This window comes from Micromonospora sp. L5, from assembly GCF_000177655.2.
Taxonomy (GTDB): Bacteria; Actinomycetota; Actinomycetes; order Mycobacteriales; family Micromonosporaceae; genus Micromonospora; species Micromonospora aurantiaca.
Map to the genome: position 1 here is coordinate 3,934,459 of NC_014815.1, position 20,530 is coordinate 3,954,988.

At 74.4% G+C, this 20,530-nt stretch carries 18 protein-coding genes; 8 read left to right on the forward strand and 10 right to left on the reverse strand.

Annotation, left to right across the window (positions count from 1 at the left end; all coding sequences use genetic code 11):
• Nucleotides 1-46 precede the first annotated feature (46 nt).
• The 5 genes from ML5_RS18640 to ML5_RS18660 all read right to left on the reverse strand — a co-directional run bounded on the left by ML5_RS18640 (nt 47) and on the right by ML5_RS18660 (nt 5,497).
• On the reverse strand, nt 47-334 hold the full coding sequence (locus ML5_RS18640; RefSeq protein ID WP_013287689.1) for an Lrp/AsnC family transcriptional regulator: 288 nt from the start codon (nt 332-334) through the stop codon (nt 47-49).
• A 52-nt stretch (nt 335-386) separates the two neighbouring features.
• On the reverse strand, nt 387-1,262 hold the full coding sequence (locus ML5_RS18645; protein WP_013475727.1) for a sugar phosphate nucleotidyltransferase: 876 nt from the start codon (nt 1,260-1,262) through the stop codon (nt 387-389).
• Complete coding sequence (locus ML5_RS18650) at nt 1,259-1,786, reverse strand: NUDIX hydrolase (protein ID WP_013287687.1); 528 nt, start codon at nt 1,784-1,786, stop codon at nt 1,259-1,261. Before ML5_RS18650 ends, ML5_RS18645 begins: the two co-directional genes overlap by 4 nt.
• Nucleotides 1,787-1,825: 39 nt before the next feature.
• Nucleotides 1,826-3,613, reverse strand: a complete 1,788-nt coding sequence (locus ML5_RS18655; protein ID WP_013475728.1) for a bifunctional (p)ppGpp synthetase/guanosine-3',5'-bis(diphosphate) 3'-pyrophosphohydrolase — start codon at nt 3,611-3,613, stop codon at nt 1,826-1,828.
• A 129-nt stretch (nt 3,614-3,742) separates the two neighbouring features.
• Nucleotides 3,743-5,497 (reverse strand): DEDD exonuclease domain-containing protein, encoded by a 1,755-nt coding sequence (locus ML5_RS18660; protein ID WP_013475729.1) that lies wholly within the window; start codon nt 5,495-5,497, stop codon nt 3,743-3,745.
• Nucleotides 5,498-5,624: 127 nt separating this feature from the next.
• On the opposite strand from ML5_RS18660, the gene ML5_RS18665 reads away from it, so the two are divergent.
• From ML5_RS18665 to ML5_RS18680, 4 genes are all read left to right on the forward strand, one after another.
• Nucleotides 5,625-7,022 carry an NYN domain-containing protein gene (locus tag ML5_RS18665; protein ID WP_013475730.1) on the forward strand — a complete coding sequence of 466 codons (1,398 nt, stop codon included), beginning with the start codon at nt 5,625-5,627 and terminating at the stop codon, nt 7,020-7,022.
• 210 nt (nt 7,023-7,232) lie between these two features.
• Nucleotides 7,233-7,454 (forward strand): hypothetical protein, encoded by a 222-nt coding sequence (locus ML5_RS18670; RefSeq protein WP_013287683.1) that lies wholly within the window; start codon nt 7,233-7,235, stop codon nt 7,452-7,454.
• A 246-nt stretch (nt 7,455-7,700) separates the two neighbouring features.
• Complete coding sequence (locus ML5_RS18675) at nt 7,701-8,960, forward strand: M48 family metallopeptidase (protein WP_013475731.1); 1,260 nt, start codon at nt 7,701-7,703, stop codon at nt 8,958-8,960.
• Nucleotides 8,957-10,081 (forward strand): glycosyltransferase family 4 protein, encoded by a 1,125-nt coding sequence (locus ML5_RS18680; protein WP_013475732.1) that lies wholly within the window; start codon nt 8,957-8,959, stop codon nt 10,079-10,081. Before ML5_RS18675 ends, ML5_RS18680 begins: the two co-directional genes overlap by 4 nt.
• A 141-nt stretch (nt 10,082-10,222) precedes the next feature.
• On the opposite strand, the gene ML5_RS18685 is transcribed toward ML5_RS18680, so the two are convergent.
• From ML5_RS18685 to ML5_RS18705, 5 genes are all read right to left on the reverse strand, one after another.
• Complete coding sequence (locus tag ML5_RS18685; RefSeq protein WP_225319615.1) at nt 10,223-11,899, reverse strand: bifunctional diguanylate cyclase/phosphodiesterase; 1,677 nt, start codon at nt 11,897-11,899, stop codon at nt 10,223-10,225.
• 76 nt (nt 11,900-11,975) lie between these two features.
• Nucleotides 11,976-12,788, reverse strand: coding sequence for an SAM-dependent methyltransferase (locus ML5_RS18690; protein WP_013475733.1), 813 nt, complete (start codon nt 12,786-12,788; stop codon nt 11,976-11,978).
• A 196-nt stretch (nt 12,789-12,984) separates the two neighbouring features.
• Nucleotides 12,985-13,653 carry a response regulator transcription factor gene (locus ML5_RS18695; protein WP_013287678.1) on the reverse strand — a complete coding sequence of 223 codons (669 nt, stop codon included), beginning with the start codon at nt 13,651-13,653 and terminating at the stop codon, nt 12,985-12,987.
• Between the two features lie 7 nt (nt 13,654-13,660).
• Complete coding sequence (locus tag ML5_RS18700) at nt 13,661-15,355, reverse strand: GAF domain-containing sensor histidine kinase (protein WP_013287677.1); 1,695 nt, start codon at nt 15,353-15,355, stop codon at nt 13,661-13,663.
• Between the two features lie 14 nt (nt 15,356-15,369).
• Nucleotides 15,370-17,172, reverse strand: a complete 1,803-nt coding sequence (locus ML5_RS18705) for a long-chain fatty acid--CoA ligase (RefSeq protein WP_013475734.1) — start codon at nt 17,170-17,172, stop codon at nt 15,370-15,372.
• Nucleotides 17,173-17,338: 166 nt separating this feature from the next.
• Between ML5_RS18705 and ML5_RS18710 the strand changes: the two genes are divergently transcribed.
• From ML5_RS18710 to ML5_RS18725, 4 genes are all read left to right on the forward strand, one after another.
• The gene (locus ML5_RS18710) at nt 17,339-17,794 is read left to right on the forward strand and encodes an SRPBCC family protein (RefSeq protein WP_013287675.1); all 456 of its coding nucleotides are present in this window, start codon (nt 17,339-17,341) and stop codon (nt 17,792-17,794) included.
• A 41-nt stretch (nt 17,795-17,835) separates the two neighbouring features.
• Entirely contained in the window at nt 17,836-18,471 is a 636-nt protein-coding gene (locus ML5_RS18715; protein WP_013475735.1) for a hypothetical protein, read from the forward strand.
• Between the two features lie 73 nt (nt 18,472-18,544).
• The gene (locus tag ML5_RS18720) at nt 18,545-19,492 is read left to right on the forward strand and encodes an ROK family glucokinase (RefSeq protein WP_013287673.1); all 948 of its coding nucleotides are present in this window, start codon (nt 18,545-18,547) and stop codon (nt 19,490-19,492) included.
• A 1-nt stretch (nt 19,493) separates the two neighbouring features.
• Complete coding sequence (locus ML5_RS18725; protein WP_013287672.1) at nt 19,494-20,192, forward strand: endonuclease/exonuclease/phosphatase family protein; 699 nt, start codon at nt 19,494-19,496, stop codon at nt 20,190-20,192.
• Nucleotides 20,193-20,530 lie beyond the last annotated feature (338 nt).

The following is a 20,530-nucleotide window of genomic DNA, read 5'->3' on the forward strand; positions in this document are numbered from 1 at the left end:
ACGGTGGCCGGTCCGCCCGCGAGGGCAGGCCGGTCACCGGCTCGTGTCAGTCGGCGTTCGCCAGCCCGATCGCGAACGCCTCCTCCAGGTCATGCTGGGAGTAGGCGCGGAACGCGATGTGCGACTCGGTGTTGAGCACGCCCGGCACCTTCGAGATGCTGCCGGCGATGACCTGGGCGATCTGCTCGAACTCCCGGACCCGGACCATGGCGATCAGGTCGACGTGCCCGGCCACCGAGTAGACCTCGCTGACGCCGGGCAGGTTGGCCAGGGTCTCGGCCACCTCGGGGATGGAGTCGGTGGCGCAGTCGATCAGCACGATCGCGGTGATCACGGGACGGTTCTCCGTTCGTCGGCGACGAGGCCCATGCTAGAGCCCGCGCCCCTCACCGCGCCGCCGGGACGGTCAGGTCGTCCCCGGCCCGGATCACCTCGCGCAGGCGTTCCCCGGCCGCGACTGTCGCACCAGGCCACACCACCGACCGGTCCACGTCGCCGTGCACCCGCGCGCCCCCGCCGATCACCGAGCCGGTGACCCGGCCGTCCACCGTCGCGGCCGGGTCCACCAGTCCGTCCGGTCCCGCCGCGTGCAGGTTGGCGGCCAGGTAGTCGGCCGGGGTGCCGGTGTCGTAGAACGTCCCCCGGTAGGGCACGACTGTGAGCGCCCCGGCGGCCTCCGCGGGCCGCCACACCGCCCGGACCAGGTCGCCGAACGTGGGTGGCAGGTCGCGGACCAGCCGCCAGGGCAGCAGCGAGAAACCCACGAACTCGTGGCCGTCGAAGGTCCCGGGGGCGTGCGGGTCGTCGGCGGGACGGCCGAGCAGGCGTACGCCGTGCCCGTCCCACCCGTCCAGCAGCGCGGCGATGTCCGGCCCGGGCGGGGCCTGCGGGTCGGCCAGGTACGCGTCGGCGTTGCCGACCAGCACGCCCCGGCCGTCGATCCAGTCCCGCAGCCGGCCCACACCCCCGGCGGTGCCGAGCGGAGCGCCCGGCTCGACCGACAGGTGGGCCCGGTCGCCCACCCGCGTGACCACCTGGTCGCCCAGGTAGCAGGCGTTCACCGCGACCCGCTCCGGGCCGGTCAGGCCGAGCCCGGCCAGCCGGGCCAGCGCCCGGTCCAGCAGCGGGACGTTTCCCACCGGGCAGAGCGCCTTCGGCACCCGCTCGGTGAGCGGGCGCAGCCGGGTGCCCTCGCCCGCGGCCAGCACCACCGCGCACACCTCGACCCCGGGTGCCGCAGTGACCGCGTACGGGGTGCTCACGCGGCCGGTGGGTGCTCGCCGGCGCGCGGGCCGATGCCGTAGTAGCCGAGCAGATTGGCGGTGGCGCGGCTGAGCCGGGGCAGGTCGTCGAGCGGATGGAAGGCGGCCTCGAACACCTCGGCGCCGTCCACCTTCAGCTCGGTGGTCGACGCCGGCACCTCCGCCTCGAAGACCACGTCGACCCAGCCCTTGGCGTGCACCACCGCGTTGGGCACCGCCGGGCGCAGCGCGTCGGGGGACAGACGGACGCCTGATTCCTCGTACAGCTCGCGGGCGGCGCCGACCACCGGGGCCTCGCCGCGTTGCAGCAGCCCGGCCGGCAGCGTCCAGCTGTACCCGGGCGGCTGGCGCAGCAGCAGGATCCGGCCCGCGCCGGTGGCCTCCGTGTCCTTGACCAGCGTGACCGCGCCGACGATGTACTTCGGTACGGCCAGCCGGACCAGCCGCCGTCGCAGCGGGACCGGAAGCCGGTAGAAGATCTGGTAGCCGAGGGCCCGTCCGGTGGCACGCGCGCGGGGGATCATGCCGTCCAGGCTAGTGGTCCCGGCGCGGACCGGCTCCGTCTACTGCCTGTGGTCGACCAGATCGATCAACTGCTGGACCACGGTGTCCGGCTCGACGGTGCGGTCGAAGACCGCCACCAGCAGCGTCTCCAGGTCGGGGTAGCCCAGTTCCTCGGACAGCCGCAGCAGCGGCAGGTCGCTGGCCAGGCCCCGGTTGTGCTTGCGCAACGCCAGGCCGATCGAGGCCCGGCCGAGCCGGACCTTGTCGGCGAGCGAGATGCCCGGCTCGGTGTGCTCGGCGAACCAGCGGTTGATCTGCATCTGGGCGTGCGGGGACTTCACGAAGCCCAGCCACTCCCGGCGCGGGCCGCGCGGGGCCACGTCCGCCTCGAAGCCGCTCTCCGCGTCGTTCTCGGTGAAGATCTCCACCACGTCGCCCTCTTCCAGTTCGGAGGACAGCGGCGCGAGCCGGCCGTTGATCCGGGCGGCCAGGCAGTGGTCGCCGCGCTCGGTGCCCAGCTCGTACGCGAGGTCGACAGGTGTCGCCCCGGCCGGCAGCACGACCTGCCGGCCGTCGGCCACCACCTGGATCTGCGCCTCGGACAGGTCACAGCGCAGCGACTCCATGAACTGGGTCGGGTCGACCGTCTCCTGCTCCCAGTCGAGCACCCGGCGCAGCCAGGCCAGCTCGTCCGCCCGGTCGGCGCCCCGGCCCGCGGCCCGGGGGAAGCGGTAGTGGGCGGCCACGCCGTACTCCGCGGAGCGGTGCATCTCGGTGGTGCGGATCAGCACCTCGACCGTGCGGTCCTGCGGGCCGCAGACGCTCGTGTGCAACGACCGGTAGAGGTTGTTCTTCGGGGAGGCGATGAAGTCCTTGAACCGGCCCGGCACCGGCCGCCAGAGCCCGTGCACGGCGCCCAGCGCGGCGTAACAGTCGGTCGCCGGACCGTCCACCACGATCGCGATGCGGGGCAGGTCGAACGGGGCGGCGTGGTCGCCGGCGACCGTGTCCTTCCAGATCGAGTAGAGGTGCCGGGGGCGGGGGGAGACGTCGGCGTCGACCCGGTTGCGGCGCAACGCCGCCCGGGTGCGGGCCACCACGTCGGCCAGGTAGGCGTCCCAGCCGGGCCGGTCGTGCACGAACCGGGCGATCCGCGCGTGCTCCTCCGGCCGCAGGTGCAGCAGCACCACGTCGTCCAGCTCGCGTTTGAGCGTCTGGATGCCCAGCCGGTCGCAGAGCGGGACCAGCACCTCCTGGGTCTTGCGGGCGATCCGCTCCCGGGAGGCGGCCGAGCGGACGCCGAGCGTACGCATGTTGTGCAGCCGGTCCGCCAGCTTGATCACCAGCACCCGGACGTCCTTGCCGGCCGCCACGATCATCTTGCGGACGGTCTCCGCCTCGGCGGCCTTGCCGTAGAACGCCTTGTCGAACTTGGTCACGCCGTCGACCAGGTGGGCGACCTCGCGGCCGAAGTCCTCCTGGAGCGCCTGGAGCGTGTAGCGGGTGTCCTCCACCGTGTCGTGCAGCAGCGCGGCGACCAGGGTGATGGTGTCCATGCCGAGGTCGGCGCAGATCTGCGCCACCGCCAGCGGGTGGGTGATGTACGGCTCGCCGCTCTTGCGGAACTGGCCGCGGTGCATGTTCTCGGCGATCGTGTAGGCCCGGCGCAGCACCGAGGTGTCGGCGCTCGCGTGGATGCCACGGTGGGCGCGGACCAGTGTGGTGACCGGGTCGCCGTCGGCCGTCGGCCAGGTGAGCAGGGAACGCAGGCGGCGGGTGAGCGGTAGTTCGCCCTGGGTCGGGAGCGCGCCACCCAGGGCGGCGCCGTGTCCGGCGTCGACGTCCACCTGGGACACCTCCTCACCCCGGCCCTCGGCCACCGGGAACCGGCGACCGGGAGCAGAGCCCGCGAATCGGGCAGGTCTGCACTCCTTTAACAGACTAAGGGAGTCGAGGTAGTCCGATCGGTCAGTTGGTCATGAGCGTTCGGTCGAGAGTTTGGCGGATCCGCCGTTCTCCGCCTTCGTCAGCAGGTCGCGGAAACGCCCCGCACCGGCCACCGGCGAGGCCCACCCGTCTGTCGTCTCGACCAGCCGGGTCTCCGGTCGTTCCAACCAGGACAGGATCCGCTCGGTCTCCTCGGCGGTCGCGGCCGGCACCGGACCGTGCCCGGGCAGCACCGTCTCGGCGGTGGCGCGGATCGCCGCGATCGTGGGTCGCGGGTGGACACCCGGCGGGGACACCCCGGCCCCGGCGAGCCGGCCGTGCCGCACCAGCGCCAGCTCCCAGCCGCCCCGGGCGGCCGGACGGGCGGCGGCCAGCTCGGCGATGCCGGTCAACGCGGCCAGCCGTTGCATCCGGACCGCCGCGCGCAGCACCGCCACCAGCCGGCCGCGGACCACAGCCGCCTCCTCGTACCGCCGGGCGGCCGACAGCACCTCGATGCGGGCGAGCAGCGCGTCCACCACCACTCCGGGGTCGTCGCTGGTGGCGGTGCGGAACGGCGTCGCCGCTGCGTCGTCGTACTCCTCGGGGGTGATCTTGTGCTCGCAGGGCGCCGGGCATCGACCCAGCTCGGCCAGCGCGCAGGCCGGCATGGTGGTGCGCCGGGAGAGCCGGTGCGTGCACTGCCGCAGCGGCACCGCGTCGTGGAAACCGGCGGCGGCCAGCTCCGCCGCCTGCCGGGACCGGAACGGCCCCAGGTAGGCCGTGTCGGTGGGCGCGAGGGCACGCACGATCGACAACCGGGGGTACGCCTCGTCGGTGAGCTTCAGCCACACCTGGCGCTCCGGATACTTCGACCTGCGGTTGTACGGCGGCGCGTGCGCCGCGATCAGCCGCAGTTCACGGACCTCCGCCTCCAGCGAGTGGGCGCACTCGACCGCCTCGACGCGCTCGGCGGCGGCGAGCATCTCGGAGATCCGGGCGCGCTTCTCCGCGGCGGTGAAGTAGCTGCGGACCCGGGTGGCGATGTCGCCGGACGTGCCGACGTAGAGCGGCCGGTCGTCGGCGGCCCGGAAGATGTAGACGCCCGGCACCTTCGGCAGCCCGTCGGCGAGGTGCCGCTTGCGGCGCTGGGTGGGGGTGACCGCGCGGGCGAACTCGATCGCCTCGCCGACCGTGCCGACCCGGTGCCCGCCGAGGCGGCCGATCAGCCCGTGCAGCACGTCGACTGTGGCCTTGGCGTCGTCGAGCGCGCGGTGGGTGGGCTGGGTCGCGGTGCGGAAGTAGGCGGCGAGCGTGCCCAGCTTGCGGTTGGGCACCTCGTCGCGGGTGAGCACCCGCCGGGCCAGCGCGGCCGTGTCCAGCACCCGGGGGTTGGGCCAGCGGTAGCCGTGCTTCGCGCAGGCCGCCTTGAGGAAACCCACGTCGTACGGCGCGTTGTGGGCGACGAGCACGGCGTCGCTGATGAACTCCAGGAAACTCGGCAGCACCTGCTCGATCGGCGGGGCGGGCAGCAGCATGGCCTGGGTGATGCCGGTGAGCACGGTGATGAACGGCGGGATCGGCACGCCCGGGTTGACGAGCGTGGCGAGCACGCCCAGCTCCTCGCCGCCACGGACCTTCACCGCGCCGATCTCGGTGATCCCGCCGCCGTCGGGCGCGCCGCCGGTGGTCTCCAGGTCGACCACCACGAAGGTGGTTGCGTAGAGCGGCAGCGCCGGGTCGACACCGCTGCCCGCCGGGTCCAGGCCGGCCAGCGACTCCTGGACGTACTCCGCTCGTGTCACCCGCGGGACGCTAGCGGCACGGTCCGACACTCCTGTCACTGCCGCCCCAGGAGATACCACGGGGGTACGATGAGAGATCGGCTCACTCACCGGGCGGTGGGCCCGTTCGGGGTGGGAGACTTGCCTCATGCCCCTCACCGAGCCGTACGACGACCACTCCTCCGTGGAGGAGCCGGTGGTCGGCGTGCCCGCCGATGAGGACGCGCCACCCGCGATCGAGCCCGAGCCCGTGCTGCCCGAGCCGGTCCGGCAGCGGATCGTCACGCTGACCGCCGCCGTGCTGCCCGGCCTGCCCGCCGACGAGGTGCCGGTGCCGCTGCGGCGGGTCGCCAAGTTCGCCCCCAACCGCCGCGCCCGCCTCGGCGCGCCCGCGATCGCCGCGCAGCTCACCGCCGACCCGCTGTTCCGGCAGCGGATCACCGCCCGGGTCCTCGCCGACGCCGGTGACCTGGGCGCGGCTGTGGTCGAGGGCACCGCGCCGGCCGCCGCCGACCCGGTCGAGGTGGCCGCCCTGGCCTACCTGGCCCGGCCCCGCGGCTGGCGGGAACTCATCGACGCCAGCGGCGAGGCGGTACGCGCCGAAGCAGACAGCGCGGTAGTGGCCGAACTGGTCCGCGAGGCCGAGCAGCGGGCCGCCCGCGCCGAGCACGACCGCGCGGTGGCCCGGGTCGAGGCGGAGAAGCTGCGCGACGAGCTGGCCCGGGTCCGGGAGGAGCTGGGGCAGCTCCGCGAGGAGGCCCGCCAGCTGACCCGTACCCTGCGGGAGACCCAGGCCCGCGAGCGCAAGGCCACCGAGATGCTCGCCACCGAGCGGGGGCGGGCAGCCCGCGCCGCCGCCGACGCGGACGCCGAGCTGCGCCGCGCCCGGGCCCGGCTGGCCGAGGCGGAGGCCGCCGCCGGGGTGGCCCGGGCCAGCGCCAAGGAGGCCCGCTCGGTCGACGACGCGCGGCTGTGGCTGCTGCTGGAGACGATCGGCCAGGCCGCCGTGGGGCTGCGCCGCGAGCTGGCGCTCGACCCGGTCGACAAGCTCCCGGCCGACTTCGTCGCCGACGCGTTCGCCGAGCAGCCGGGCGCCGCACCGGCCGGCCCGTCGACGCGGGCCCGCGACACCGACGACCCGGCCCGCCTCGACCAGTTGCTCGCGCTGCCGCGGGCGCACCTGGTGGTGGACGGCTACAACGTGACCAAGCGCGGCTTCGGCGAGATGTCGCTGGAGCAGCAGCGCAAGCGGCTCATCACCGGGCTGGGCGGGATCGCCGCGCAGACCGGGGACGAGGTCACAGTCGTCTTCGACGGCGCCGAGCGGATCCACGGCCTGCCACCGGCGCCGCGCGGCGTGCGGGTGCTGTTCTCCCGCAAGGGGGAGACCGCCGACGAGTTGATCCGCCGGCTGGTCCGGGCCGAGCCGGCCGGGCGGCCGGTGGTCGTGGTCTCCTCGGACCGCGAGGTCGCCGACGGGGTACGCCGGCACGGCGCGTACCCGCTGGGTGCGGACTCGCTGCTGCGGCGCCTGGCGCGTTCCTGAGCCCGTCCTTTCTGCCGCTTGATCGACTCCAGTTCGGGGACGTGGCGGGGTCGCGCGCGTGCTGATCGCGCCACTTCGGCGTACTGGTTCGGGTTCGCGACGGCTGCTGCCTCGATGTCCGGTTCTGTCGTACCCGAGCGTTAGCGTCGTGGTGACCGACGGTGGTGGCTCCTTCCCCGGCCGCCGCCGGCGACCCGTCAGGAGGCGTTGATGCTGATCGACTGCGACACCTGCGGCAACCGTGGTGCCGGCTGCTCCGGCTGCCTGGTGACCGCCCTGTTCGACTCCGGCCCGGCCGATCTCGGCCCGGCCGAGCACCGGGCGATCGAGGTGTTCGCGCGGGCCGGATTCGACGTGGAGGTGCTGCCGTCCCCACCGGCTGAGACACGGGCACCGGCGCCCCGCCGTGGTGGCCGTCGCCGAATCGCCTGACACCGCCTGCCTGCCCGGGCTCTGTCGGCCGTTCGCGGCCCTCGGCCCTCGGCCCCGGTCCTCGGCCCCGGCCCTCGGCCCCGGCCCCGGTGCCGTGCCTGAGCCCTGCCCGACTGATGCCGGGCCACGCTGTCGGGTCGCGCGTCGGGCACGGCGGTCCCGGTCGAGGGCCGGGCAATAGGATGGGCGGTCACGGCGGGAGGGGAGCGGCATGACGCGGACGGGGCACGACGGCGGGGTGGGTCGGTGACCCCGCGCGCCTGGGCGCTGCTGACCCTGGGCGGCCTGGTGGTCGCGCTGCTCGTGGCGGTGGCGCTGCTGGTGCCGTGGAGCCGCCCGCCGGCGCCCCGCGCCGACCAGCTCGCGGCACTGCGAGACCTCCCGGCCGAGCAGGTGACCCGGGGCCGGGCGTTCCACGGCGCGCTGCGCCCGGCGGCCTGGTCGGCGCTCGCAGTAGGGCTGGTGGTGGCGCTGCTGCTCGGGCTGACCCCGCTGGGCGGGCGCCTTGTCGAACTGGCCGGCCGGCCCTTCGGCGGGCACTGGATCGCGCAGGCCGTGCTCGGCGGGCTCGCCGTCATGTTCCTCGCCGACCTGCTCACGCTGCCGTTCGCGGCCTGGCGCCGGACCGTGCTGGTCCGCTACGGGCTGAGCACCCAGACCTGGGGCGGCTGGGCGGTCGACCTGCTCAAGTCGTACGCGGTCAGCGCGGTGATCGGCGCGCTGGTCCTGCTCGGCTTCTACACAGTGGTACGGCTCGCCCCGCGCTGGTGGTGGGCGTTCGGCGCGGCCGGCGCGGCGGTCCTGGTGGTGGTGCTGTCGTTCGTGCTGCCGGTGCTGGTCGAGCCGGTGTTCAACCGGTTCACCCCGATGGAGCCGGGCCCGCTGCGCAGCGAGCTGACCGCGATGGCCGCCCGGGACGGCGTACCGGTGCGCGACGTGCTCGTCGCCGACGCGTCCCGGCGCACCAATGCGGTGAACGCGTACGTCTCCGGGCTCGGCCCGACCCGGCGGGTGGTCGTCTACGACACGCTGCTGCGCGAGGCGGAACCGGCCGAGGTGACAAGCGTGGTCGCCCACGAGCTGGGGCACGCGAAGGACCGGGACGTGTGGACCGGCACGGTGCTCGGCGCGCTCGGTGCCGCCGCCGCGGTGGTGGCGCTCTACCTGATCGGCTCGTGGACGCCGCTGCTGCGGCTCGCCGGCGTCGACTCGATCGCCCAGCCGCGGGCGTTCCCGCTGCTGATCGTGCTGGTCACGGTCGCCGGCCTGCTCTCCACCCCGGTGCAGGCGCTCGTCTCCCGCCGGATCGAGGCCCGCGCCGACGCCCACGCGCTGGCCCTCACCGGCGACCCGGCGACGTTCGAGGCGATGCAGCGGCGACTGGCCGGGGTCAACCTGGCCGACCCCGACCCGCCGCGCTGGGAGCGCCTCTGGTCGGCGACCCACCCGTCCACCGTGGAGCGGATGGCCGCCGCCCGCGCCTACGCCAGGGAGTCCGGCCGATGAGCCGTACCTTGCTGATCACCAACGACTTCCCGCCGCGCCCCGGCGGCATCCAGTCGTTCGTGCACAACCTCGCGGTACGCCAGCAGCCCGGCTCGGTGGTGGTGTACGCGTCGAGCTGGCGCGGGGCGGAGAAGTTCGACGCCGACCAGCCGTTCGAGGTGGTCCGGGAGCGGACCCGGGTGCTGCTGCCCACCCCACTGATCGCCCGGCGGGCGGCGCGGCTGGCGCGCGCGTACGACTGCGACACCGTGTGGTTCGGCGCGGCGGCCCCGCTGGGGCTGCTCGCCGCGGGCCTGCGGCGGCGGGCCGGGATCCGCCGGGCGGTGGCGCTGACCCACGGCCACGAGGTCGGCTGGGCGGCGCTCCCAGGCGCCCGGTCGGCGTTGCGCCGGATCGGGCGGGGCGTGGACGTGACCACCTACCTCGGCGAGTACACCCGGGCGCGGCTGGCCCGCGTGCTGGACGGGTTCACCGAGCTGCGGTGGCTCGCGCCCGGCGTGGACGTGGACACCTACCACCCGGACGTCGACGGCGGGCGGGTCCGGTCACGGCTCGGGCTGGCCGACCGGCCGGTGGTGGTGTGCGTGTCGCGGCTGGTGCCCCGCAAGGGCCAGGACATGCTGATCCGCGCGCTGCCGGAGATCCGCCGCCGGGTGCCGGACGCCGCGCTGCTCGTGGTCGGCGGCGGCCCGTACCGCTCGACGCTGGAGAAGCTGGCCCGGCAGGCCGGGCTGGAACGCGACGTGGTCTTCACCGGCTCGGTGCCCTCGGCCGAGTTGCCCGCCCACTACGCGGCCGGCGACGTGTACGCGATGCCGTGCCGCACCCGCAACCGCGGACTGGACGTGGAGGGCCTCGGGATCGTCTACCTGGAGGCGAGCGCGACCGGGCTGCCGGTGGTGGCCGGAGACTCCGGCGGCGCGCCGGACGCGGTCCGCGAGGGGGAGACCGGGTACGTGGTCGGGGGCCGGGACGTGGCCCAGCTCGCCGACCGGGTGGCCACGCTGCTCGCCGACCGGGATCTGGCCCGGCAGTTCGGCGCCGCCGGCCGCGCCTGGGTGGAGCGGGAGTGGCGCTGGGAGACGCAGGCACAGCGGATGGCCGCCCTGCTGGCCGGCTGAGGGTAGGTCAGGCGAAGCGGACCACCACGATCGGGCCACGGAACCCCGCGCGGGCCGGGCCGGGAGGCCGCGTGCGGGCCGGATCAGGGCAACTGCGGGCCGGCCGGGTCAGGCGGCGGCCGGGTCAGGGCGGCGGCCGCGTCAGGAGGCCGCGTCGACGTGGGCGGGCACCCGGCCCAGGTGCGGCGCGGCCGGGCCGGGACGGCCGAAGTGCCAGCCCTGCCCGGCGTCGCAGCCGATCGCGCGCAGCCGGTCGGCCTGGTCGGCCGTCTCCACGCCCTCGGCGGTGACTGTGAGGTCCAGCGCGTGCGCCAGCGACACGAGCGAGGCGAGGATCCGCTCGTCGGTGCCGCTGCCCGGCGCGCGCAGGCCGGTCACGAACTCGCCCGCCACCTTCAGCTCGTCGACCGGCAGGTCCCGCAGGTACGCGAGGTTGCAGTAGCCGGTGCCGAAGTCGTCGATGGCGACCCGGACCCCGAGGTCACCGAGCACCCGCAGGGCCCGCACCGGCTCGACCACTGTGCTCATCATGGTGCTCTCGGTGATCTCCAGTTGCAGCCGGTGCGGCGGCAGGCCGGTGCGCCCGAGCACGCCGCGTACCTCGGTCACCAGGTCGGTGCGGTGCAACTGCCGGACGGCGAGGTTGACGCTGACGAACGGCGCGTCGCCCTCCGCGTCCGGCCAGGTGCCCGCCTCGCGGCACGCCTCGGCCAGCACCCAGCTGCCGAGCCGGACGATCAACCCGGTCTCCTCGGCCAGCGGGATGAAGCTGTCCGGCCGCAGCACACCCAGCTCCGGGTGACGCCAGCGCACCAGCGCCTCCATGCCGAGCACCCGCCCGTCGCGCAACGACGTCAGCGGCTGGTAGTCGAGGTAGAACTCGCCCCGGTCCAGCGCGGCGGGGATCGCCGCGGACAGCGCGTACCGGGCCAGGTCGCGGCGGTTGCGGTCGGCGTCGAACAGCGACCAGCGGGCCCCGCCGGCGGCCTTGGCCCAGTGCAGCGTGCTGTCGGCCGCGCGCATCAGGTCCATCGGCGAGGTGCCCGCGACCGGGCGTTCCACGATGCCGATGCTCGCGGAGACGGTCAGCTCGTGGCCGTCGACGAGCGCCGGTTCGCGTACCGCGGCGAGGGCCGCCTCGGCGACCTTCACCGCGTCGTCGGTGCCGGCGGTGCGTTCGACCAGGATCACGAACTCGTCGCCGCCGAGCCGGGCCACCAGGTGCTCGCCGAGCGCCCGGTGCAGGCGCTGCGCCACCGTCACCAGCAGCGAGTCGCCGATCTGGTGGCCGAGGGAGTCGTTGACGACCTTGAACCGGTCCAGGTCGAGGAAGCAGACACCGACCCGGTCGGCGCCCCGCCCCGGCGCGGTGATCGCGGCGGTCAGCCGTTCGGTGAACAGCGTGCGGTTCGGCAGGCCGGTGAGCGGGTCGTGGGTGGCCTGGTGCCGGAACCGGGCCTCGCTGTCGCGCAGCGCCCGTTCCGCCTGCGCACGGGCCATCATGGCGGCCCGGCGGATGGACTCCTGCTCGTCCAGCGTGCGGTCGCGCAGGGCGCGGGCGTACCCGGTGGCGACCGTGGCGAGCAGCCGGGCCATCCGATCCTCGACGTCGTCGACGACCAGGTCGAGGTCGCGGACCAGGCGCAGCTGGATCACCTCGACGGTGCGGCCCAGCCCTTCCGCGGAGGCGATGTGCGCCTGCACCAGCTCCGCGCCGACCTGCTGGCCGATCCGCAGGTCGAACGGTTCGGCGCGCAGCGCCTGGGCCAGCCGGTCGGTGAGCCGTTGCAGCATCTCCTCCAGCTGCGACTGGGTCATCGGCAGGTAGCTGGTGCCGGACACCGCCTTGGCCCAGGCCCGGGCGAAGACGCCGGGCCTGCTGCGGGCCGCGTCGTCACCCACCGAGCCGCCCGACCCCGCCCATGAAGACGGCCCGCTCGGCGTTCTCCGCCTGGTCGGGGGAGTCCGGCCGCCACTGCGGCACCCACACCACGCCCGGGTCGACCAGCTCGAAGCCGTCGAACAGCGCGGTCATCTCGGCCCGGCTGCGGATCCAGAGCTGGCTGTCGGTACGCCGGTAGACCCGCTCCGCCTCGGCCCGTTCGCCGGTGCCGGCGCGGCCGTCCTCGCTGGCCTGGGAGAGCACCAGGTGACTGCCGGGCGCCAGCGCCCCGCGCAGCGTCCGCAGGATCTCCTCCGGGCGGTCGGCGTCCGGGATGAAGTGCAGCACCGCCACGACCATCACGGCGACCGGCCGGGTGAAGTCCAGCAGCCGGGTGACCTCCGGGTGAGCGAGGATCGCCTCCGGGTTGCGCAGGTCCTCCTCGAGCACCGCGGCGTGCGCGTTGCCGGCCAGGATCTCCTGGCTGTGCGCCACCGCCACCGGGTCCACGTCGACGTAGACCACGCGCGACTCCGGGTCGATCCGCTGGGCGATCTCGTGCACGTTGCCGACGGTCGGGATGCCGGAGCCGATGTCGAGGAACTGCCGGATGCCGGCCTGGGCGAGGTACTGCACCGCCCGGCGCAGGAACGCGCGGTTGGCCTGCGCCATCAGCGGCGCCTCCGGCACCGCCTCCACCATCGCGCGGGCGGCCGCCCGGTCGGCGGCGAAGTTGTGCGAGCCGCCGAGGTAGTAGTCGTACATGCGGGCGACGCTGGGGCGCTCGATGTCGATCGTCTCGGGTGCCCAGTCCGGCCGCTGCATGTCCTGCCCCTCGGGTGTCGGCGACACGCGGTCGTCACCGCCGCGCGGATCACCCGGGTATTCTGCCCCTCCGCCGTCGCGGTGCAAAGACCGCCGTCGCTACGCGTCCGGCTGCTCACCGTACGCGACCACACGTGGCCGGGAACGCCGAGAGGCCCGCGTCCGTGGTGGACGGGGCCTCTTCCGGCGGTACGCCTCAGAACTTCGGCGCGTCCGGGGCCTCCAGCAGCCCCAGCCGCAGCGCGGTCATCAGCGCCTGCGCCCGGTTGGCGGCACCCAGCTTCTCGTAGAGCTTGGAGATGTGGGTCTTGGCGGTCGACTCGCTGACGAACAGCTGCTTGGCGATGCCGGCCACGCTCATGCCGTCGGCGAGCAGCCGCAGCACCTGGCCCTCACGGGGGGACAGCTGCGGGCCGGACGGCGCCAGCCGGCGCTTCATCGCCTCGGCCAGGTCGGCGGCGGTGAACGCGCTGGGGGAGGAGGCGGCGTGCCGGGCGGCGGCCACCACCTCGTCGGCCGGGGCGGTCTTCGGCACGAACGCGCTCGCACCCGCCTCCAGGGCGCCGAAGAGCTGGTCGTCACCGGCGTACATGGTGAGCACGACGATGCCCATGGACGCACTGGACTTGCGCAGGGCGCGGGTGGCCTCCAGGCCGCTGCCGTCGGGCAGGCGGAGGTCCATGATCACCACGTCGGGCTGGAGCGCGCCGGCCTGGCGCACGCCCTCCGCAGCGGTGGCCGCCTCGCCCACGACCTCGAACTGACGGTCGCGCTCGAACGCGTGACGCAGCCCCTTGCGGATGAGGTCGTGGTCGTCGACCAGGAGAACCTTGGTACGGGTGGCCGGTGTCGGACTGCTGGTCATCCTCGGGTTACTCCCCTTCTGCTGCTGCGGCGCTGCCGCGCACCTTATCGCGCCGGGGCGACGAACCGAGCACCACCGCCACAGTCGTCCCACTCGGCTGCCGCGGCCTGATCTCCAACCGGCCTCGGATACGTTCCGCCCTCTCGGCCATGATCGCAAGGCCATAGTGCCCGTCCGGGCGCTGGTCACCGATGCCGTGACCGTCATCCGACACTTCGATTCGGGTGTACGGGGGATCCACCTCGCACGTGACCCACAGGTTCGACGCGCCGGCGTGCTTGCGCGCGTTCGTCACCGCCTCCTGCGCGATGCGCAGCAACTCGGCCTCGGTGGCGGCCGGCAGCCGGGCGGTGGACTCGTCCAGCGACAGGTGCACCCGCAGGCCGCCGGACGCGCCGACGGTGCGGGCGTACTCGGCGATGGCGGCGGCCAGGCCACCGTGCCGGTCCACCTCGCTGCGCAGCTCGAACAGGCTCAGCCGCAGCTCGGTGATCACCCGGGTGACCTCCTGGCGCAGCGTGCGCAGCGAGTCGGCGGTCTCCTCCGCGTCCTCGTGCACGGTGGCGAGCGCGTTGTCGATGCCGTACCCGACCATGACCAGCTCCTGGGCGACCCCGTCGTGGATCTCCCGGGCCAGCCGCTGCCGCTCCTCGTTGGTCGCCAGCGAGCGCACCTCGTCGAAGAGCAGCGCGGCTTCGAGCCGCAGCGCCGCCGGGCCGGTCAGCGCCGTCACCCGGGACACCACGGGCGGCGGGTACGCGGCGGCGGTGTCCGCCTCGATCACCACCAGGCCGACAGTGCGTACGCCCGCCACCAGCGGGACGATCAGCGCGGAGACCTCGCCGGAGCGCCGGGACCGGGCCTGCGAGCGGGCCGAGACGGTCGGCTGCTGGCTGGCCCAGGCGTCGGCGATGGCGGAGTCGGCGTCGAGCGTGGTCTCCCAGTCGACCCGGTCCGCGCCGATCTGCGCGAGCACCACGAGCCGGCCGCCGCCGCTGGCGGACAGCACCGCGCCCCGGTCGGTCTTGGCCACCACCCGCAGCTCCTCCAGCAGGTGCTCGGAGATGCCGCCCGGGTCGAGGGTGGCGCCGGGCAGCTGGCGGGCGACCGTACGGAGCTGGGTGAGCAGGCGGGTCGCCTCGGCGTACGGCTGGGGTTTGCCCTCGCCGCGCACCCGCATGACGCGCTGGAGCGTGCCGGCGGTGTAGAGGCCGAGCCCGGCGAGGATCAGCCACTGGGCGCAGACCGCGAGGTAGCCGACCTGGCCGAGCTGCGGCCCGCCGTCGACCTGCGTGAACGCGGCGCTGGCCAGCAGCGTCGCCGCCGCCACGGCGAGCAGCGCGGCGCCCTCGCGGAACCGGCGGCTCAGCGCGGTCACGGTGACCGGCACGGCGAGGTACGGCAGCACCGCCGAGGCGCCGACCCCGCCGGTCACGCCGGACAGATGGGTGTCGGCGGCGACCTGGCTGGCGGCCAGCCCGAGCACCACCACCTCGGCGAAGCGGCTGATCGGGGCGAGCAGCCGGTGTTGGGGGGCGAGCACGGCCGGCAGGCCGGCGACGCCCAGCAGCGCGATCCACCAGAGCTGGGTGGCGTCGCGGGTGGCGAACAGGGTCAGGGCGGCGACCAGCGCGAGGAGGACCGCGCGAGCCGCCGCCGCGAGGGGCTGCGTCGACGGCTGGCGGGATGTGGAGGCGGGCACGTGACGGATGGTAGTCAGCCCCGGTAGATCTCGGCGATCTCCGAGGCGTACGTCTTGTGCACGACCTGACGCTTGACCTTCAGCGACGGGGTCAGCTCGCCGGTGGTCTCGGTGAAGTCATGCGGCAGGATCCGGAACACCTTGATCGCCTCGGCCTTGGAGACCGCCTGGTTGGCCTGGTCGATCGCGGACTGCACCTCGGCGCGCAGCGCCGCGTCGTCGCGCAGCTCGGCCATGCTCGTGGTCTCCGGACGCCCCTGCCCGGCCAGCCACTTCGGCAGCGCCTCCTCGTCGATGGTGACCAGCGCGGCGATGAACGGCTGCCGGTCGCCGACCACCACACACTGGCTGATCAGCGGGTGCGCCCGCACCTGGTCCTCCAGCACCGCCGGGGCGACGTTCTTGCCGCCGGCGGTCACGATGATCTCCTTCTTGCGGCCGGTGATGCTCAGGTAGCCGTCGTCGTCCAGGTGCCCGAGGTCGCCGGTGCGGAACCAGCCGTCGGTGCTGATCGCCTCGGCGGTGGCCGCGTCGTTGTGCCAGTAGCCCTGGAAGACGATGTCGCCGGCGATCAGGACCTCGCCGTCGTCGTCGATCCGGATGGTCACGCCGGGCAGCGGGCGGCCGACGGTGCCGATCCGGGTGCCGGTGGGCAGGTTGGCGGCGGCGGCCGGCGAGGTCTCGGTGAGGCCGTACCCCTCGCAGATGGTCACCCCGACGCCGCGGAAGAAGTGCCCGAGCCGCGCGCCCAGCGGCGCGCCGCCGGAGATGGCGTCGCGGCACCGGCCGCCCATCGCCGCCCGCAGCTTGCGGTAGACCAGCTTGTCGAAGAGGGCGTGCTGCGCGCGCAGCCCAAGGCCGGGACCGCCCGGCAGCTCCTGGGCCTCGCTCCACGCGATGGCGACCTTCTCCGCGCGGTCGAAGATCTTGCCCTTCCCCTCGGACTCGGCCTTCTGCCGCGCGCCGTTGTAGACCTTCTCGAAGACCCGGGGTACGGAGAGCACGAACGTCGGCTTGAAGTCCTGCAGCTCGGCGACCAGGTTCTTGGTGTCCGCGCAGTGCGCCATGGTGGCCCGCGCGTGCACGACGCCGACCTGGATGAGCCGGGCGAAGGCGTGCGCGAGCGGCAGGAACAGCAGGGTGGAGGCGCCCTGGCGGAACAGGTTCGGCAGCACCGGCACCGCGTTGGCGATGTCGGAGTAGATGTTGCGGTGGGTCAGCACGCAGCCCTTGGGCCGGCCGGTGGTGCCGCTGGTGTAGATGATCGTGGCGACGTCGTCGGCCTTGAGCAGCGAGCGGCGGGTCTCCACCTCGGCCCGGTCCACCGACGCACCGGCGGCGACCAGGTCGTCGACGGCGCCCAGGTCGATCTGCCACACCTCGCGCAGCTCGGGCAGCCGGTCCCGGACGCCGGCGACCATGGTGGCGTGCGCGGTGCTCTCCACCACCACCGCCACGGCGCCGGAGTCGCCGAGGATCCAGGCGGCCTGCTCGGCGCTGGAGGTCTCGTAGATCGGCACGGTCACCGCGCCGGCCGCCCAGATCGCGTAGTCGAACAGGGTCCACTCGTAGCGGGTGCGGCTCATCAGGCCGACCCGGTCGCCGGGGGAGACGCCTGCGGCGATCAGGCCCTGCGCCACCGCAACCACCTCGTCGCGGAACTGGCGGCAGGTGACATCCTCGCGCGCGTCCGTTCCCGCGCCGGGGCGGACGAACTGCACGGTGTCCGGGGCGACCTCGGCGTTTTCCCAGACCGGGTCGGTCAGGTTGGCCGCGTCGCCGACGGTGACGATCGGCGGGACGGAGAACTCGCGCACCTGCACTCCCTCGTGCTCTACCGGCGGGGGCCGGCCTGGTCGGCTCTGTCGAAACCTACCCGCACACCCCGGGGGGTCTGCCAGGGAGGTTGCCCGCCCGGCTGGTGGGACGCCGTCCGGCGGGTGGAGCGGGACCGGGCGGGAGGCGGCCGGGTAGCCTCCCCACATGGCGGACTCCTCCACCCAGTCGATCATCGTCGGCGCGTCACCGGACCGGGTGGCGGCCGTCATCTGCGACTTCCCGAGTTATCCCGAGTGGGCCGAGGCGGTACGCCGGGCCGAGGTGATCGAGGAGTACGAGGACGGCTACGCCAGCCAGGTCCGGTTCACCCTCGACGCGGGCGTGATGGCCGACGAGTACGTGCTGGCCTACGAGTACGCCGAGGACATCTCCCGGATCGAGTGGCACCTGGTCGCCCCGTCGAAGATGCAGCGCTCCCAGCGCGGGTCGTACGACCTGGTGGGCAACCCGGACGGGACGACCACGGTGACGTACACCCTTGAGGTGGAGCTGTCCGTGGCGATGCTCGGCATGTTCCGCCGCAAGGCCGAGAAAATGATCATGGACGCGGCGTTGAAGCAGCTCAAGCGCCGGGTAGAAGCACCCGGTGCGGCGCAATGACCCGACCGTCGTCCCGGTAGTCACGCTGGAGGAGCCGAACCATGGGCACCACTGATCCGGGTTCGGCCCGGGAAGAGGCCGAGCGCCTCGTCGCCACACTGCTCGCCGGCGCGAAGATGGCCGCCGCCGCACCCGGCTCCGGCGCCTGGGGTCCGCTCGGTGGGATCCTCTCCGGTGTCCTCGGTCACACCCCGCCCGGCGCCGGCCCCGCTCCGGAGACGCCCGCGCCCGCCGGTTTCGCCACCGGCTCGCCGGAATGCTGTGTCTGCCCTGTCTGTCGCGGTATCGCCGCGTTGCGGGATCCAAGTCCCGAGTTCGCCGAGCGGCTTGCCACCGGCGCCGGGGACCTGGCAGCCGGGGTGGCCAGCCTGCTGCGCGCGTTCACCCCGGCCGAGCCGGAGCGAACCGCCGACGCCGGCACCGCCGCACCGGCCGGATCCGGGGACCACGTGTGGCGCGAGGCGACCCGTACCGGGCATGATTCTCAGCCGGCACCCGAGCAGGACGTGTGGTCCGCCGCCACCCGGGGGGAGGGCGCGGCCGATTCGGGTGCCACCGCCGACGCCGCCGGGCCGCCGGAGCCGGACACGAGCCGGACACCGGCCGGCCGTCCCGTGGTGCCCGCCTCGCGGGCGTCCGGAGAGGTGGGCGCGGACGCACCAGGCGACGGGGCCTGACCACCGGACATCCCGGGACCGTACGGCCGGTTCGGCCGGTCCCCGGGCAGCACAGCAGAGGGGAGTGGCAGCGGTGACGCTGACCATCGGAGTCGACGTCGGTGGCACGAAGGTGGCCGGCGGTGTCGTGGACGACGCCGGCACGGTACTCGTGCAGACGCGACGGGACACCCCCGCCGATGACGTGGCCAAGACCCGCGACGTCATCATCGAGGTGGTCACCGAACTGGCCGCCGGTCACGCCGTGGAGGCGGTCGGCATCGGCGCCGCGGGCTGGATCGACGCCTCCCGCTCCACCGTGCTGTTCGCTCCGAACCTGGCCTGGCGGGACGAGCCGCTGCGCACGTACGTCGGCGACGCCACCGGCCTGCCGGTGATCGTGGAGAACGACGGGAACGTGGCCGCCTGGGCGGAGTTCCGCTACGGCGCGGCCCGCGACGCCGACGACTCGATGGTCATGTTCACCATCGGCACCGGTGTCGGCGGCGGCATCGTGCTCGGCGGTGGCCTGGTCCGCGGCGCCAACGGCATCGCCGCCGAGCTGGGCCACATGCTCACCGTGCCGGACGGCCACCAGTGCGGCTGCGGCCGGCTGGGCTGCATCGAGCAGTACGCGAGCGGCAGCGCGCTGGTCCGCTTCGCCCGCGCCGCCGCCCGGCAGGAGCCGCATCGGGCGGCCGCGTTGCTGGAGCTGGCCGGGGGCGAGGCCGAGACGATCACCGGTCCGATGGTGACCGCCGCCGCGAAGGGCGGCGACCCGGTCTCCACCGAGGCGTTCGCCCAGGTCGGCCGCTGGCTCGGCACCAGCCTCGCCGACATGGCGCAGATCCTCGACCCGCAGGTGCTGGTGGTGGGCGGTGGCGTGATCGACGCCGGTGACCTGCTGCTCGGCCCGACCCGGCGGTCGTTCGCCGACGCGCTGGCCCAGCGCAGCCGCCTGCCCGTCGCCGAGGTGCGCCCGGCCGAGCTGGGCAACACCGCCGGTGTGATCGGCGCCGCCGACCTGGCCCGGCGGATCTGACATGACTGATGCGGGTGTGCCGCTGCGGGTCGTGTCGTACAACATCCACAGCCAGCGCGACGACACGGCCGCGCTGGCCGAGGTGGTCCGGACGGCAGCCCCGGACGTGGTGATCGTCCAGGAGGGACCGCGCCGGTTCCGGTGGCGGCAGAAGACCGCCGCGCTGGCCGAGTCGTTCGGCATGGTGGTGGCGGCCGGTGGCCTGCCGTCGCTGGGCAACGTGCTGCTGACCAGCCTGCGGCTGCGGGTCGTCGACACCAGCTGCCAGCGGTACCCGCTGACGCCGGGACGGCACATGCGCGGCGCCGCGTATGCGCACTGCCGTGTGGGCGGCGTCGACGTGCTGCTGGCCGGCTCGCACCTGTCCACCGACCCGGCCGAGCGGCCCGCCCAGGCGGCGGCGTTCAAGCGTGAGCTGGCCGCGTCCACGCTGCCCGTGGTGGCCGGCGCGGACATCAACGAGGGCCCGGACGGGCCGGCCTGGCAGACGCTCGCCGAAGGGCTCACCGACACGGCGCTCGCCGCCGACCGGGCCGACCGGCACACGTTCTCCTGCGCCGACCCGCGCCGCCGCATCGACGCGCTGTTCGTCGACCCCCGGATCACGGTGGTCGACTACGACGTGGTGGACACGCCGGCGGCCCGCCGGGCCAGCGACCACTTCCCGGTCCTGGTCGACCTGCTGCTGCCCACCGCCTGACCGGCGAGGACCGCCGGGCCGCACCGTGCCCGGCGGGCCGCCCGCGCTTGCGCAGCGGCCGGACCGCCGGGCCGTGACGCACGGTCAGGTGCCCGGCGGCCGGTAGGACAACCGCTTCGCCGCCTTTGCTCTGCCGCCATATGCGCACCAGCTACCCGCCGTGACCGGCGGGCCGTGTCCCGGCCGGACGGCCGCGAGACATCGGCGCAGCTCCCGGCGGTGCTGCGTCCGTGGCTGCAGAGCAAAGGGCCAAAGAGGGTACGCCTCCCGCGCCGCCGGTCCACTCACGCTCGGTGACCGGCTCTGCGGTGACGCTGAGTCAGGGGAGCCGAGCGGGC

Coding starts and splice junctions, on each gene's coding strand:
- ML5_RS18690 (WP_013475733.1), bottom strand. CDS start 12,788: ATGCAGCGGCCGGACTGGGCACCCGAGACGATCGACATCGAGCGCCCC.
- ML5_RS18650 (WP_013287687.1), bottom strand. CDS start 1,786: ATGATCCCCCGCGCGCGTGCCACCGGACGGGCCCTCGGCTACCAGATC.
- ML5_RS18710 (WP_013287675.1), top strand. CDS start 17,339: ATGGCGGACTCCTCCACCCAGTCGATCATCGTCGGCGCGTCACCGGAC.
- ML5_RS18685 (WP_225319615.1), bottom strand. CDS start 11,899: ATGACCCAGTCGCAGCTGGAGGAGATGCTGCAACGGCTCACCGACCGG.
- ML5_RS18725 (WP_013287672.1), top strand. CDS start 19,494: ATGACTGATGCGGGTGTGCCGCTGCGGGTCGTGTCGTACAACATCCAC.
- ML5_RS18665 (WP_013475730.1), top strand. CDS start 5,625: ATGCCCCTCACCGAGCCGTACGACGACCACTCCTCCGTGGAGGAGCCG.
- ML5_RS18670 (WP_013287683.1), top strand. CDS start 7,233: ATGCTGATCGACTGCGACACCTGCGGCAACCGTGGTGCCGGCTGCTCC.
- ML5_RS18680 (WP_013475732.1), top strand. CDS start 8,957: ATGAGCCGTACCTTGCTGATCACCAACGACTTCCCGCCGCGCCCCGGC.
- ML5_RS18695 (WP_013287678.1), bottom strand. CDS start 13,653: ATGACCAGCAGTCCGACACCGGCCACCCGTACCAAGGTTCTCCTGGTC.
- ML5_RS18715 (WP_013475735.1), top strand. CDS start 17,836: ATGGGCACCACTGATCCGGGTTCGGCCCGGGAAGAGGCCGAGCGCCTC.